We start from the raw sequence: 13,831 nt of genomic DNA, 5'->3' as shown, positions 1-13,831 counted from the left end.
TACTCGCCAATTTAACAGGAATAAATCCCGTTAATTTCGCCTGAATCAGTCCAAACGGAGAAATAGCTGGAAAACCTCCAGCTAATTTCGCAAAAATCGCACCAACTAGGCGAAAACCGCCAATTTAACTGGAGAAATTCCAGCTATTTCCCAAAAGCTCGCCTCTCTCGGCAAAATTAACGGGAGAAAATCCTGTTAATCCCACACTAAGGGATTAATCTCTTCCAAAGATTCACCTCATGAAATACCTATGAGGTGAACCCGCCGTCCCGTTTCAGCACGTGCAGCCGAACTTCTCCTCACCGTCAAAATCGGTCCGCGTCGGATAATCGTTGTCGAAGCAGGCCATGCACAGGCCGCCCTTGTAGTCGTCCCGGTTGTCGCCGCCCACGGCGCGGATCAGCCCTTCCGGACTCAAAAATTCCAGTGAGTCCGCATGGATCTCTTGGCGGATCTCCTCGACGGATTTGTACGAGGCGATCAGTTCTCCGCGATCCGGCGTGTCGATGCCGTAGAAGCACGGGTTTTTGAACGGCGGCGAGGTGATGCGGACATGCACCTCGGTCGCGCCCGCTTCGCGCAGCAGATTGACGATGCGCCGGGACGTGGTGCCGCGGACGATCGAGTCGTCGATCATGACGACACGCTTGCCTTCCACCACGCGGCGTACGGCGCTCAGCTTCATCTTCACGCCCTGCTCGCGAAGCTCCTGGCTCGGCTGGATGAACGTCCGGCCGGTGTATTTGTTTTTGATCAGACCGAGCTCATAAGGAATGCCGGTCTGCTCCGCGTAGCCGATGGCGGCGGAGATGCTGGAGTCGGGCACGCCGGTCACGACGTCCGCGTCGACGAACGACTCCTGCGCCATCACCTGGCCCATCCGCTTGCGCGAGGCGTGCAGATTGGAGCCGTTCAAATCGCTGTCGGGACGAGCGAAGTAAATGTACTCCATCGCGCACAGCGCCTTCCGTTCGGGAGCGGCGTACCGCTCCTCCCGCAGCCCGTTCTCGTCCAACACGAGCAGCTCGCCCGGCTGGATGTCGCGGATCGTCTCCGCACCGACCACCTCGAACGCGCAGGTCTCGGAAGAGAACAGGTACGCGTCGCCCAGGCGGCCCATCGTGATGGGCCGCAGGCCGTTCGGGTCGCTGGCGACGAGCAGCTTGTCGTTCGTCAGCAGCAGGAACGCGAACCCGCCAACCAACCGGCGTAGCGCATCCTTCGCCGCTTCGACGAAATCCTTCGGCGACCGCGCGATCAGATGCGCGATCACCTCGGTGTCGCTCGTCGTTTGAAAAATCGAGCCGCTCATCTCCAGCTCGCGGCGAATCTTCGGCGCGTTCACGATGTTGCCGTTCGTCGCTACCGCCAGGTCTCCGTCGCGGTACTTAAAAATCAAAGGCTGCGCGTTCGTGATCCGGCTGTCTCCGCTCGTCGAATACCGCACATGGCCGATCGAGCGATCGCCCCGCAGGGATTCCAGCTTGTCGCGGTCGAACACCTCTTTGACCAGCCCCATGCCGCGGTGGTAGTTGAAGGCTTCACCGTCCGTCACGCAAATCCCCGCGCTCTCTTCTCCCCGGTGCTGCAGCGCATGCAGACCGTAATAGGAAAGGGAGGCGGCTTCCGGATGGCCGTAAACCCCGAAAACGCCGCATTCTTCCTTAAGCTTGTCGAAAATATCGCTGCGCGTCGTTCCCTCGTTATAATAATCGCCTGTCCAAAGACCGCGCCCTTGCTCTTGCTGTCTTATTTCATCAGACATGGAATGGTGTCCTCCCAGACCCGCTTGAGTCCCTCCACCGGTCTGTTCAAAGCGGAAGCCCCGCCGACGCGGATGACCAAATCCCGGCCTCCGACCTGGCCGATCCGCTGCACAGGAACACCGCGCGAAGCGATGAACTCTTGCAGTTGGTCCGCCTGATCGGGAGAAGCCGAAAGCAGAATCCGCGACTGGGTTTCACTGAACAAGGCCACATCGGAACGCAGCGTAGTATCAAAATCAACCTGAGCGCCCAGTCCGCCGCTGATGCAGGATTCCGCCAGCGCAACAGCCAGGCCGCCTTCCGACAAGTCATGCGCGGAGCGGACCAGACCGCTTTGAATCGCGCCGAGCACCGCATCCAGCAGCTTCTTCTCCACAGCGAGATCCAGCTGCGGCGGACGTCCTTCCGTCAGGCCGTGCACCACGGCCTGGAACTCGCTGCCGCCAAGCTCCGCCTTCGTTTCGCCGAGCAGGAAGATCACATCGCCCTCCGCTTTGAAGCTTTGCGTCGTAATGTGGTCCGTGTCGTGCACGAGACCGACCATACCAACGACCGGCGTCGGATAGATCGCGCCTTTGGCGTTCTCGTTGTACAAGCTGACGTTCCCGCCGATGACCGGAGCATCCAGCACGCGGCACGCTTCGGCCATGCCGTCGACCGCTTTTTCCATCTGCCAGAAAATTTCCGGTTTCTCCGGGCTGCCGAAGTTCAGGTTGTCCGTAATCGCCAGCGGCTCCGCGCCCGAGCAGACGATGTTCCGCGCCGCTTCGCTGACCGCGATCCGGCCGCCGACCTCGGGGTCCAGATACACGAAGCGACCGTTGCAGTCCGTCGTCATCGCCAGCCCCTTGCGGGTGCCGCGAATCGTTACGACCGCCGCGTCCGAACCCGGACGAACCGCCGTGCTGGTGCGGACCATGTAGTCGTACTGGTCGTAAACCCAGGCTTTGCTTGCAACCGATGGCGATGCCAGCACCTGCTCCAGCGTCGCTCCCAAATCCGTGACTTCCTCATACCGGAGCGTGTCTACCGCTGCGTTTTGCTCATAATAGGCTGGTACTGTCGATGGCTTGTCGTAAATCGGGCACTCGTCCACCAGCGCCTTGACCGGCATGTCGCCGACCAGTTCGCCGTGATGGAACAGCTTCAAACGCCCGTCGTCCGTCACTTTGCCGACCTTCGCACAAATGACGCCCCAGCGCTCGAAGATTTCCATCGCCTGCGCCTCATCCTTCGGCTCGACGACGAACAGCATGCGTTCCTGGGATTCCGACAGCATCATTTCATAAGCCGTCATTCCGGACTCCCGCTGCGGCACCTGGTCCAGATACAGCTCCAGCCCGTTGCCGGCCTTGCTCGCCATCTCCGCGCTGGAGCAGGTCAGCCCCGCGGCGCCCATGTCCTGGATTCCAAGGACGATGCCCGTGTCGATCAATTCCAGGCACGCCTCCATGACCAGCTTCTCCATGAACGGATCGCCGACCTGAACCGCCGTCCGCTTCGCTTCCGACTCCTCCGTCAGTTCTTCGGAAGCGAACGTCGCGCCGTGAATCCCGTCGCGGCCGGTTGGCGGCCCTACGTAGAACACCGGGTTGCCGACGCCTTTGGCTACGCCGCGCTGGATTTTGTCGTGATCGATCAGACCGACGCACATCGCGTTAACCAAAGGATTCCCGTCATAGCTCTCGTCGAACACAACCTCGCCGCCGACCGTCGGAATCCCGATACAGTTGCCGTAGCCGGCGATGCCGGACACGACGTGCTCGAACAAGTACTTTACGCGCTCGCTTTCCAGCTTGCCGAAACGAAGCGAATTCAGCAGGGCCACAGGTCTTGCCCCCATGGAAAAAATATCGCGGATAATCCCGCCCACGCCCGTCGCCGCGCCTTGATAAGGCTCGACCGCCGAAGGGTGGTTATGGCTCTCGATCTTGAACACGACCGCCTGATTGTCGCCGATATCAACGATGCCGGCGCCTTCGCCGGGTCCCATCAACACGCGGGGACCGCTGGTCGGAAAGCGGCGCAGCAGCGGCTTGGAGTTTTTGTATGCGCAGTGTTCGGACCACATCACGCTAAACACGCCGATTTCCGTATAGTTGGGCTTGCGGCCAAGGAATCCGCAGATCAGCTCATATTCGCTGTCCGAAACGCCCATCTGTTTGTAAATTTGCTGCTCCGCGATTTGTTCCGCGGTCGGTTCCTTAGCGGACACTTGCTGACTCATGCCGATCCCTCCATGCCTTTAATATTGAAGTGAACATTTTCTTTCCGTCTTCGGAGCTGAGCAGACGGTCCACGGCGCGCTCCGGATGGGGCATCATGCCCACCACGTTGCCGCGTTCGTTGGAAACGCCGGCGATATCGTCCACCGAACCGTTCGGATTGTTCACATAACGGAAAATAATCTGGTTATTCTTCTTCAACTCCGCCAACGTGGCCTCATCGCAATAGTAATTGCCTTCGCCGTGCGCAATCGGGATCGTGATTTCTTCCCCGGCAGCGTACTGCGCCGTGAACGGATTGGCGTTGTTCTCCACGCGAAGCACCGTGTCATGGCAGCGGAATTTAAGCGACGTGTTGCGCTGCAGCGTTCCGGGCAGCAGTCCCGCCTCCGTCAAGATTTGGAACCCGTTGCAAATGCCGAGAATGTATTTACCTTGTTCGGCGGCCTTGGCCACCTCGGCCATTACCGGAGCGAACCGGGCGATTGCGCCGCAGCGCAGGTAGTCACCGTATGAAAAACCGCCGGGAACCAGGATGCAATCATAGGCGGACAAATCCGTGGCCGTGTGCCATACATAATCCACCTGCTCGCCGATCGTATCCTCCACCGCCTTGTAGCAGTCGATATCACAGTTGGAACCGGGAAATACGAGTACCGCGAATTTCATGATTAGCCCTCCAGTTCAAAGCGGTAATCTTCTACCACCGTATTGGCCAAAAGCTTCTCGCACATCGCCTTGACCCGGGCTTCCGCCTCGAAGCGGTCATCGGTGTCGAGCTCCAGCTCCATATACTTCCCGATCCGTACGCTGCTAACTTCCCTGAAGCCCATCGAATGCAGCGCCCCTTGCACGGCAACCCCCTGCGGATCAAGTACGCTTTCCTTGATGGTGACATAGACTGTCGCTTTAATCATATCCCTGTGTTCCTCCTAGTCATGGATTATGCGGCACGCCGCGAATTTGTATAAAAAAGATTATTGCAGCTCCTGTCCGGTCAACCGGTGAAAAATATCGCGGTACCTCCGGGTCGTTTCCTCCACGACCTGCTGCGGGAGCGGCTCGGGCTGGCTGTTCTTGTCCCAGTCGGAGCCGGCCAGATAGGTCCGTACCGGTTCTTTATCCATGCTGTCGATTTCGATGTCGAGCGCGTAGTTTTCCTTCGCCCAGAAGCGGGAGGCGTCGGGCGTGAACATCTCGTCAATGACGATCAGTTTGCCGTCCACCAGGCCGAATTCCAGTTTGCAGTCCGCCAAAATAATGCCGCGTTCCTCGCAATAATCGCGGGCAAACCCGTAAAGCTCCAGCGTCCGGCTGCGAAGCTGCTCCGCCAAATCGGCACCGACCATACCGGCCATCGTCTCAAACGAGATGTCCTCGTCATGGCCGACATCATTCTTGGCCGCCGGCGTAAAAATCGGCTGCTCCAGCTTGGCGTTCTTGCGCAGCCCCGCCGGCAGCTGAATGCCGTTGATCGCGCCCCCGCTTTCGTACTGCCTCCAGCCGCCGCCGGTGACATAACCCCGGACCACGCATTCGATATCGATCCGCTGAGCCTTGCGCGTCACCATAATCCGGTTGCGCAGCGCTTCCCGATGCGCCTCGGGGACGACCTCGCCAAGCCGGTCCACATCGGTGTGGATCACATGGTTCGGAATCAACTCCTTCGTCCGTTCGAACCAGAAAGCGCTCAGCCGGTTCAGGACATTCCCCTTGTCCGGCACCGCCGGCTCCAAAACATAGTCGAATGCGGAAATCCGATCCGTCACGACGATCAGGTAATGCTCCCCCAGGTCATAAAGCTCCCGGACCTTGCCTTTATAGAGCAGCGGAGCGTTTACCAGCCCCGCCGCCGTGGAAATTGCCGGTGTCGACATCCTGCGGCCTCCCTCTCCTCAACTGCTTTACTTTACACTCTTCATTCCATGTCCCCACCTGGTGGACATTTCAGATAATTTGTCTTTCCAAATGTGGACAAACCGACTATAGTTCGTCCCACCGTTCAAAATCCATATATGGTACTCCAATCCCAAACCACCATCGATATCTGGTTAAGAGATCCACTCGCTGCTCAATCCAACAAGCGGTTTGCGTGTCCACCTTTGAAAAGACACTTTAGCCCGAAAAATCCACCTCACAAGGACACCGCCAGTTACCTCGGAATCCCCGGCATCGCATTTCTTAATTTGCGCCTTTTGTATTTGCTACTATCCAACCGTGCTTCTACTGCTCGCTCCTGGTGCTTGCGTACTCTGCTGCTTACGTACCCCTGCCTGCGTACTCTGCTGCTTACGTACCCCTGCCTGCTTGCGTACTCTGCTGCTTGCGTACCCCTGCCTGCTTGCTTACTCCTGCTGCTTGCGTACTCTTACCTGCTTAAGTGCTCCTAAGTGGCTTCCCCCAACACTGTCCTTCTACTGTCCTTATAGGGTAGACATTCTGCCAATTTGTCTTTCAAATAGTGGACAACCAACTTTTGCTCATATCCCCTCGGCGTCTCGTCCCAAAAACTACATCTTCTATTCGGAATACTTGCTCTGGGCTATATCTAGTTCGGTAAGTCGCCCTGTTTCCCGGCAGGACAAGTGTTCTGTTTGTCCTCATTTGCAAAGACATTTCAGCCCCAAAAGTCCACCTGGTGAGGACGGATGCATTGTCTGCAATGTCTGCAATGTCTGCAATGTCTGCATTGGCTGTACTGTCTACTTTGTCTAATTAATCGATTAAGCCCAGCTTGCGGAAGATCGTGTCCACGTGCTTCAGATGCCAGGACGGATTGAACGCGTCGTCGATGTCCTCGCGGCTTAGCACTGAAGTGATTTCCGGTGTCTCCTCGATGATTTCGCGGAACTGGCGCTGTGTTTCCCAAGCCTGCATGGCGCGCGGTTGAACGGTATCGTACGCCTGCTCGCGGCTGAAGCCTTTGTCGATCAGCTTCGTCATGACGCGGCCGGAGAACGGAACGCCGAACGTGCGGCCCATATTGCGCTTCATGTTTTCCGGGAACACCGTCAGGTTTTTTACGATATTGCCGAAGCGGTTCAGCATATAATTCAGCAGCATGGTCGCATCCGGCAGGATCACACGCTCTACGGACGAATGCGAGATATCGCGCTCATGCCAGAGGGTGACGTTCTCGTAGGCTGAGATCATATGGCCGCGAATGACGCGCGACAGGCCGGAAATGTTCTCGCAGCCGATCGGGTTGCGTTTGTGCGGCATCGCGGACGAGCCCTTTTGACCCTTCGCGAAAGCTTCCTCCACCTCGCGGAATTCGCTCTTTTGCAGGGCGCGGATCTCCGTCGCGAACTTGTCGAGCGAGGTGGCGATCAGGGCCAGCGTGGCCATGTACTCGGCGTGGCGGTCGCGCTGCAGAGTTTGGGTCGAGATCGGCGCCGGGCTCGTGCCGAGCTTGCGGCAAACGAACTCCTCGACAAACGGGTCGATATTGGCGTAGGTGCCGACCGCGCCCGAGATTTTGCCGAACTGGACATTGTCCGCCGCCCGGCGGAACCGCTCCAGATTCCGCTTCATTTCCTCATGCCAGAGCGCCATCTTCAGACCGAAGGTGGTCGGCTCCGCATGTACGCCATGCGTCCGGCCCATCATCGGCGTGTCTTTGTAAGCCAGCGCTTTTTCGCGGAGAATCTCGATAAAGTTGACGATGTCTTTTTCCAAAATCTCATTCGCCTGCTTCAGCAGGTAGCCCAGCGCCGTGTCGACGACATCGGTCGAGGTCAGCCCGTAGTGAACCCATTTGCGTTCCGGCCCCAGGCTTTCCGAGACGGCCCGGGTAAAAGCGATTACGTCATGGCGCGTTTCCTGCTCGATCTCGTAGATCCGGTCGATGTCGAAGGAGGCGTTTTTCCGCAGCAACGCGACATCTTCTTTCGGAATAACTCCGAGTTCCGCCCAGGCTTCGCACGCGCAAATTTCAACCTCCAGCCAAGCTTTGAACTTGTTCTCCTCGGTCCAGATGGCCCGCATTTCCGGTCTGCTGTAACGTTCGATCATGAGTTTTGATTCCTCCAAATATTGGTTTGCTGTATAAAATCAAGTCCGTCCTGGACATCCCCGCAAAGCAGATTCACATGCCCCATTTTGCGTTTGGGAGCCGAGCCGTTCTTTCCATATAAGTGTACTTTCGGGATGACCCGAAATCCAGCCGGATCTGCACCGCCTTCCGCTTCCGCGCCCCAGCGTCCGGTAACCACCGCTTCTTTGACGGCGTCCAGATGCTCGCCCAGGACGTTGACCATAACGACCGGGGTCCGAAGGGCCGGATCCCCGAGCGGCAGATTGCATACGGCCCGAACGTGCTGCTCGAATTGCGAGGTGGCGCAGGCCTCCATCGTATAATGCCCCGAATTATGAGGACGCGGGGCGAGTTCGTTGACGAACAGTTCCCCGTTCTCCGTCAAAAACATTTCGACCGCCAGCAAGCCGACGGCTTCCATCGATTCGGCAATCCGGGCGGCCAGGCGCTCGGCCTCCCGCAGCACCGTTTCCTGGACGCGGGCCGGGACGATGGACAGGTGCAAAATATTGTCCACATGAATGTTCTCCGCCACGGGAAACGTGCTGATTTCCCCGTGCGGGCTGCGGGCAGCGATGACCGACAGTTCCTTGACGAACGGGATGAACTGCTCCAGGACAAGTTCCGTGCCCGCGCGGCTCAGCTCGGCATATGCCGGACCGATCTCCTCGTCGGACCGGATGACCCATTGGCCTTTACCGTCGTAACCGCCGGTGGCCGTCTTCAAGACCGCCGGCAAGCCCAGGCGCCGGACGGCCTCCCGCAGCTCCTCTTCGCTGCCGATCTCCGCATAAGGCGCCACCCTGGCACCGGCGGCCTCCACCGCGCGCTTCTCGCGCAGGCGATGCTGCGTAGTATACAGCAGCCGGCTGCCCTGCGGCACGTACGACTGCTGCTCGAGCAGCGCCGCCACCTCGGCGTCCACGTTCTCGAATTCGTACGTGATGACATCGGCGCGCTTCGCCAGCTCGCGCGCGGCCTCCTTGTCCCCGTAGCCGGCGACGATCTGCTCCGCGACCTGGCCGCACGGCGATTCAGGCGTCGGATCGAGCGCGATGAAGCGGTAGCCCAGATTGCTGCCGGCGAGCGCCATCATGCGGCCGAGTTGGCCTCCGCCCAGTACGCCGATCGTCGCGCCCGGCCGCACCTGACGCTCCCGCCGCTCCGCGGATACCGCCTTGCCGGAAGCCGCTTCAGCCTCGCGGGCCTTCGCCGTGCTCCCCGCCTTGCCGTCCCCCGTCTTTGTACCGGAGGACTCCAGTGAACCCAGTAACTCCCGGCGGATCATAGCGAATCACTGCTTTCCAGCACTTCGCTTGTGATTCGGTCGCGGCGGGCCTGCACCCGCTGCTGGACCGCCGGGTCGAACGCGCCGAGGATCTGCGCCGCGAGGAGCCCCGCGTTGACCGCCCCGGCCCGGCCGATCGCTACCGTCGCGACGGGGATGCCTCCCGGCATCTGCACGATGGACAGCAGCGAATCCAGCCCGTTCAGCGTCTTCGTCTGTACCGGTACGCCGATCACGGGCAGCGCGGTCTTGGCCGCGACCATCCCCGGCAGATGCGCCGCTCCGCCGGCGCCGGCGATGATGACGCGAATGCCGCGCCCCGCCGCCTCCTCGGCAAACCGGAACATCAAATCCGGCGTCCGATGCGCCGATACGACCTTTTTCTCATATCCGATCTCCAGCTCGTCCAGCACCTCGCACGCATGCCGCATCGTCTCCCAATCCGAGGTACTTCCCATGATGACAGCTACCTGTACCGACATTGTTCAACCTACTTTCCGTTTATTTTAGAGTTAAAAAAAGCCCGACCTTCAAGCGAGAAAAGGTTCTCCACCGGGAAGATCGGACCATGACGGGAATGTTGGCGCAGCCCTTGATCCGCGGAAAAACCCGGACGAAAAGACGACAAATGTCCGGTTTCCCCCTAGCTTCTCGGTAAAATGAAGCCGGGGATCACGGCTGACGCTGAATTCCTCGTAGTCCGGAAATTTACGGTTCCCGGGTAGAAACTGCCGGACCTTATTCCCGGCTTTATACGAGATTGATATATTTATTTTAATATTTAAGAAAAGAAGCTGCTTTAAGTTTACCAATCCCCTACGCCGAATGTCAACTTAAACCCGAACATTCATATGTGTAGTTTTTGGAATGTTCGTTTTTGAACAATACCTTCGACCTCCCTCTCTTTTTTTCGCGCGACCTTTCATCGTTTTATACGTATTCGTAATAGACTAAATAAGGAAAATCAAAAATGGAGGAAATCGCACATGCACTTGATTTTAGAAGATATCCTGAAGGACTACGGCGGGAAAAAGGTGCTGCGTGGTGCTGGATACAACTTCGAGCAAGGGAAGATTTACGGTCTGCTGGGCCGCAACGGAGCCGGCAAAACCACCCTATTCAACTGCCTGAGCGGAGAAACGAAAGCCGATGGCGGCAAAGCTTATCTTAAAGAGGCCGACGGAACGGTTCGGGAGCTGCGGGAGGAGGACGTCGGCTATATCTACTCGCTGCCGATTCTGCCCGAGTTTTTGACGGGATATGAATTCGTGAAGTTTTTTATGGACATCAATAGCGACAAGCTCCGGCCGGACCACGATATCGACGGGTATTTCGAGATGATGCGCATTGAACAGGAAGACCGGCATCGGTTAATCAAAAATTATTCCCACGGAATGAAAAATAAAATTCAGATGCTCCTGTTTATGATCACCCGGCCACCGGTCATTTTGCTGGATGAACCGCTGACCTCTTTCGATGTGATTGTGGCTCTGGAGATGAAAAATCTGCTGCGGGAGATGAAACGGGATCATATCCTGATTTTTTCCACGCATATCCTGCAGCTTGCATCCGATTTATGCGACGAGCTTGTGGTGCTCAATCAAGGACGCCTGTCGTCCGTTCCGTCCGAGCTGCTGCATAGTCCCGAGTTCGAACAAAGCGTAATTGATTTGCTGCAAGATGAGCCGGGAGAGGAGGGGTGAGCCTCTTGCTGAACACACTTCGTATGATCTTGAATTTGCGGGTATCCTCCTTTGCGAACATGCTCATCTATTATTTGCAAAGGCTGCCGTGGCTGGGGCGCCGCATTTCGGATCGCATCTACGGCAACCTGCGCATCAAGCGGATCGCGGCCGTCTTCGCCTTTTGTCTTAGCCTGCTCTGGGGATTCCTGGCGCATTCGCTGTACGTGGGGCTCGTGATTTTCTTTCCGGTCCGGGCGGCCGACGGGCATTTGAGTACACCGGAGCAATTGGCCTTATTTTGGCATATCTTCTTCCTATTGAGCTTCATCATCGCCGGTGTGGCCAATATCAAAATGCTGGAGCCCAAGCGGGACAAGTATATTGCGGTCAAGCTCATGAGGCTGTCCGCAACCCGATACATGCAGGCGACTCTCGGCTATCGCTACGCGGCCTTTCTGGTGTTCCTGCTGCCTGCTTTGCTGTTCTTTTCCGCCCGGCTGGGGGCTTCTCCACTGACGGGCGTCATCGTAGCCATAGCAACCACACTTTGGCGGCTCGTTTGCGAGCTGCTTCATCTTTGGATTTTCCGCCGGACCGGGACAATCCTGATCAAGCATAATCTGATCGTCTGGCTAGTGATCCTGGGCGGTTTGGCGGCGGCTTACGCGCCGCTGCAGCTGGAGTGGATTCCGGCGACCGGAACGCTCCTGATCAACGGGCCGGTCATGTTCTTGATCGCGGCGCTGGGCCTCACGGCGGGCATCCGGCTGTTCCGCTTCACGCGGTATGAGGATGCGGTCGAGGCGGCGACGAAACGGGATGATCCCCTGCTGGATCTCGGCAAGGTGATGGCTGATGCGCAGAAAAGCACCGTGCGGACCAAGGAGAGCGACTACACGGCGGAGACTCTCTCCAGCAAGGCCTTTGAGGGGAAAAAGGGATTCGCCTATTTGAACGCGATCTTTTTCGCCCGGCACCGCAGTTTGATCTATGAGCCTGTAAAAAAACGCCTAGCGGTTCTAGGCGGGCTCGGCGCGGCCGCCCTTCTCGCCGTCTTCGTGTTCCGCCAACAGGCGGCGTCTGTAGCGGCTGGGCTCGGTCATCTGCTGCCAATCCTTCTAATCGTCCAGTATTTCCTGTCCGTCGGCGAAAGAATCTGCAAGGCTTTGTTCTACCACTGCGATCTCAAACTGCTCCGCCACAGTTTCTACCGCCAGGCGGCGGCCGAGCATTTCCGGCTCAGGCTCGCCCGAATCCTCGGCCTGAACCTGCTGATCGCCGGAATTCTCGGGTTGATCCTGACGATCGTCGCGTCCGTTGCCGGAGACTTTAGCGTAAATCGGAGCAGTCTGATACTTATGTGGATATGCGTTCTTTCGCTGTCCGTCTTTTTCTCGGTGCATCATCTTTTCTCGTACTATATTTTTCAGCCGTACACCACGGAATTGAACGCCAAAAACCCGTTTTTTCTCATCTTCAACTGGGTCATTTCCATGGTCAGCGTGATCACGATCCAAATGCGGCCGGATCCGCTTTACTTTACTATAGCCGTGCTGGCGCTGAGTGTCCTTTATTTGGGATGTGCGTTCGCTCTTGTGCCCAAGTACGCTCCCCGGACATTCCGTGTGAAGTGAGCCTTGCTTGAAATGGCATCAGCCGACAAAACAGGCGTCCTCCTAGGCCGCATTTGCAAAAAAAGCCCTCCCGGGAAATGGACCGGCAATTTCCTGTCCTTTCCCGCGGAGCGGCTTCTTTTTTCTACAAAATATATAGTTATTTCACGACCAGTACCGGAATCCGGGCATGCTGCACGACATTGTGGCTGACGCTGCCGAGCACGAACTCGCGAATTCCGCCCAAGCCCCGGCTGCCAATAATAATGACATCATTGCCGTGTTTGTCCGCGTAATCCAGAATCGATTCGGCCGGAGCCCCTTGCACCATTTCCACCTTGGCGGCAACCCCGTCGGCTTCCAGCCGGCTCTTCACTTCCTCGACCGTCTTCTCGGCGAGCTCGTAGAAATCCTGGTTCACCTTGGCCGGAACGGGAGCGAAGCCCTCCGCGATATAAAAACGCGGAAAGTCAAAGGCGTGTACCACCTCGAGCGTCGCGCCGGGCGTCATCTTCATCAGCTCCACCGCTTTATCGAGCGCTTTGTTGGCCGCTTTGGAGCCGTCATAGGCCGCTAGTATTTTGGAAAATAACATAGGAAAGCACCTCACTTCTCTAGAGTATGTACTTCTCCAACCTGTCACACTTGCCAAAAACGAATGCCTCACTGCATAAAGAAGGCCCTCAAGTAAAAAAATACCCGTATAACGCGGCGTTTAAAACAAGGAGCGCAGGGATGCCCACCCTGAAGCTGACGTGCTTCGTCTTATGCCGCTTTAATTGCATGGCCAACAGTACGCCCGGCGCTCCGCCGATCGCGGCCAGCAGAAACAGCGTCTTCTCGGGAATCCGTTCCTTCCGCTGCCTGGCCCGCCGTTTGTCATCGGACATGACGATATAGGCCACGGCATTAATAAATATCAGCCAGACCAGCAAGCCCGTCCTCATTACCTTATCGCCTCCTCGTTCCCGTCGGGTTAGTTATGCGGATGCCTTCTGATTCCATTATAACGCCAACTTTTTAAATTAGGAAAATAAAATAAAGTGCTCCCCTTGCGGGGAGCGCTGCGTCTAAGACTCCTGCTTCGGAATCTCGTTGAGGTTCGGAGGATACTCGGCCTGCTTCTTGGGCTTCAGGGCGATATGCTCCTCCAGGATACTGGATTTATTCTGCCGGTTCTCGGTTTTCTCCGCTTTGTTATGCGGCATAAAATCACCT

The 13,831-nt window shown here is 57.4% G+C and carries 13 protein-coding genes and 1 riboswitch; of the genes, 2 read left to right on the top strand and 11 right to left on the bottom strand.

The window, feature by feature from the left end; genetic code table 11:
- Positions 1 to 274: 274 nt before the first annotated feature.
- The 8 genes from purF to purE all read right to left on the bottom strand — a co-directional run bounded on the left by purF (position 275) and on the right by purE (position 9,797).
- Complete coding sequence (gene purF, locus FRY98_RS22185) at positions 275 to 1,765, bottom strand: amidophosphoribosyltransferase (protein WP_148456267.1); 1,491 nt, start codon at positions 1,763 to 1,765, stop codon at positions 275 to 277.
- A complete protein-coding gene (gene purL, locus FRY98_RS22180; protein ID WP_148456264.1) occupies positions 1,750 to 3,993 on the bottom strand; it encodes a phosphoribosylformylglycinamidine synthase subunit PurL in 2,244 nt (747 codons plus the stop codon). Before purL ends, purF begins: the two co-directional genes overlap by 16 nt.
- Positions 3,971 to 4,660: a phosphoribosylformylglycinamidine synthase subunit PurQ gene (gene purQ, locus FRY98_RS22175; RefSeq protein ID WP_148456262.1), complete on the bottom strand. Its 690-nt coding sequence runs from the start codon at positions 4,658 to 4,660 to the stop codon at positions 3,971 to 3,973. Before purQ ends, purL begins: the two co-directional genes overlap by 23 nt.
- Positions 4,661 to 4,662: 2 nt before the next feature.
- Positions 4,663 to 4,908 carry a phosphoribosylformylglycinamidine synthase subunit PurS gene (gene purS, locus FRY98_RS22170; protein ID WP_148456259.1) on the bottom strand — a complete coding sequence of 82 codons (246 nt, stop codon included), beginning with the start codon at positions 4,906 to 4,908 and terminating at the stop codon, positions 4,663 to 4,665.
- Positions 4,909 to 4,968: 60 nt separating this feature from the next.
- The gene (locus FRY98_RS22165) at positions 4,969 to 5,868 is read right to left on the bottom strand and encodes a phosphoribosylaminoimidazolesuccinocarboxamide synthase (RefSeq protein WP_148456256.1); all 900 of its coding nucleotides are present in this window, start codon (positions 5,866 to 5,868) and stop codon (positions 4,969 to 4,971) included.
- An 838-nt stretch (positions 5,869 to 6,706) separates the two neighbouring features.
- On the bottom strand, positions 6,707 to 8,005 hold the full coding sequence (gene purB, locus FRY98_RS22160) for an adenylosuccinate lyase (protein WP_148456253.1): 1,299 nt from the start codon (positions 8,003 to 8,005) through the stop codon (positions 6,707 to 6,709).
- The gene (purK, locus tag FRY98_RS22155) at positions 8,002 to 9,123 is read right to left on the bottom strand and encodes a 5-(carboxyamino)imidazole ribonucleotide synthase (RefSeq protein ID WP_373317745.1); all 1,122 of its coding nucleotides are present in this window, start codon (positions 9,121 to 9,123) and stop codon (positions 8,002 to 8,004) included. Before purK ends, purB begins: the two co-directional genes overlap by 4 nt.
- A gap of 188 nt (positions 9,124 to 9,311) precedes the next feature.
- A complete protein-coding gene (gene purE / locus FRY98_RS22150) occupies positions 9,312 to 9,797 on the bottom strand; it encodes a 5-(carboxyamino)imidazole ribonucleotide mutase (RefSeq protein ID WP_148456247.1) in 486 nt (161 codons plus the stop codon).
- 194 nt (positions 9,798 to 9,991) lie between these two features.
- Positions 9,992 to 10,093: riboswitch (purine riboswitch) on the bottom strand.
- Between the two features lie 208 nt (positions 10,094 to 10,301).
- Between purE and FRY98_RS22145 the strand changes: the two genes are divergently transcribed.
- Both FRY98_RS22145 and FRY98_RS22140 read left to right on the top strand, forming a co-directional pair.
- Positions 10,302 to 11,018, top strand: a complete 717-nt coding sequence (locus FRY98_RS22145) for an ATP-binding cassette domain-containing protein (protein WP_148456244.1) — start codon at positions 10,302 to 10,304, stop codon at positions 11,016 to 11,018.
- A 5-nt stretch (positions 11,019 to 11,023) separates the two neighbouring features.
- On the top strand, positions 11,024 to 12,634 hold the full coding sequence (locus FRY98_RS22140; RefSeq protein WP_148456242.1) for a hypothetical protein: 1,611 nt from the start codon (positions 11,024 to 11,026) through the stop codon (positions 12,632 to 12,634).
- 139 nt (positions 12,635 to 12,773) lie between these two features.
- On the opposite strand, the gene FRY98_RS22135 is transcribed toward FRY98_RS22140, so the two are convergent.
- From FRY98_RS22135 to FRY98_RS28520, 3 genes are all read right to left on the bottom strand, one after another.
- Entirely contained in the window at positions 12,774 to 13,208 is a 435-nt protein-coding gene (locus FRY98_RS22135; protein ID WP_148456239.1) for a universal stress protein, read from the bottom strand.
- 88 nt (positions 13,209 to 13,296) lie between these two features.
- On the bottom strand, positions 13,297 to 13,560 hold the full coding sequence (locus FRY98_RS22130; protein WP_148456236.1) for a DUF1294 domain-containing protein: 264 nt from the start codon (positions 13,558 to 13,560) through the stop codon (positions 13,297 to 13,299).
- A 123-nt stretch (positions 13,561 to 13,683) separates the two neighbouring features.
- Positions 13,684 to 13,821, bottom strand: a complete 138-nt coding sequence (locus FRY98_RS28520) for a hypothetical protein (protein ID WP_170287157.1) — start codon at positions 13,819 to 13,821, stop codon at positions 13,684 to 13,686.
- Positions 13,822 to 13,831: the final 10 nt, after the last annotated feature.

It is taken from the genome of Paenibacillus faecis (assembly GCF_008084145.1).
Taxonomy (GTDB): domain Bacteria; phylum Bacillota; class Bacilli; order Paenibacillales; family Paenibacillaceae; genus Fontibacillus; species Fontibacillus faecis.
Note: the sequence above shows the minus strand (reverse complement) of the source record. Positions and strands in the feature narration are given on the sequence as shown.

Excerpts from the sequence above, each read along its gene's own strand:
- purF (WP_148456267.1), bottom strand. The coding sequence starts at position 1,765 with ATGTCTGATGAAATAAGACAGCAAGAGCAAGGGCGCGGTCTTTGGACA.
- purL (WP_148456264.1), bottom strand. The coding sequence starts at position 3,993 with ATGAGTCAGCAAGTGTCCGCTAAGGAACCGACCGCGGAACAAATCGCG.
- purQ (WP_148456262.1), bottom strand. The coding sequence starts at position 4,660 with ATGAAATTCGCGGTACTCGTATTTCCCGGTTCCAACTGTGATATCGAC.
- purS (WP_148456259.1), bottom strand. The coding sequence starts at position 4,908 with ATGATTAAAGCGACAGTCTATGTCACCATCAAGGAAAGCGTACTTGAT.
- FRY98_RS22165 (WP_148456256.1), bottom strand. The coding sequence starts at position 5,868 with ATGTCGACACCGGCAATTTCCACGGCGGCGGGGCTGGTAAACGCTCCG.
- purB (WP_148456253.1), bottom strand. The coding sequence starts at position 8,005 with ATGATCGAACGTTACAGCAGACCGGAAATGCGGGCCATCTGGACCGAG.
- purK (WP_373317745.1), bottom strand. The coding sequence starts at position 9,123 with ATGATGGCGCTCGCCGGCAGCAATCTGGGCTACCGCTTCATCGCGCTC.
- purE (WP_148456247.1), bottom strand. The coding sequence starts at position 9,797 with ATGTCGGTACAGGTAGCTGTCATCATGGGAAGTACCTCGGATTGGGAG.
- FRY98_RS22145 (WP_148456244.1), top strand. The coding sequence starts at position 10,302 with ATGCACTTGATTTTAGAAGATATCCTGAAGGACTACGGCGGGAAAAAG.
- FRY98_RS22135 (WP_148456239.1), bottom strand. The coding sequence starts at position 13,208 with ATGTTATTTTCCAAAATACTAGCGGCCTATGACGGCTCCAAAGCGGCC.
- FRY98_RS22130 (WP_148456236.1), bottom strand. The coding sequence starts at position 13,560 with ATGAGGACGGGCTTGCTGGTCTGGCTGATATTTATTAATGCCGTGGCC.
- FRY98_RS28520 (WP_170287157.1), bottom strand. The coding sequence starts at position 13,821 with ATGCCGCATAACAAAGCGGAGAAAACCGAGAACCGGCAGAATAAATCC.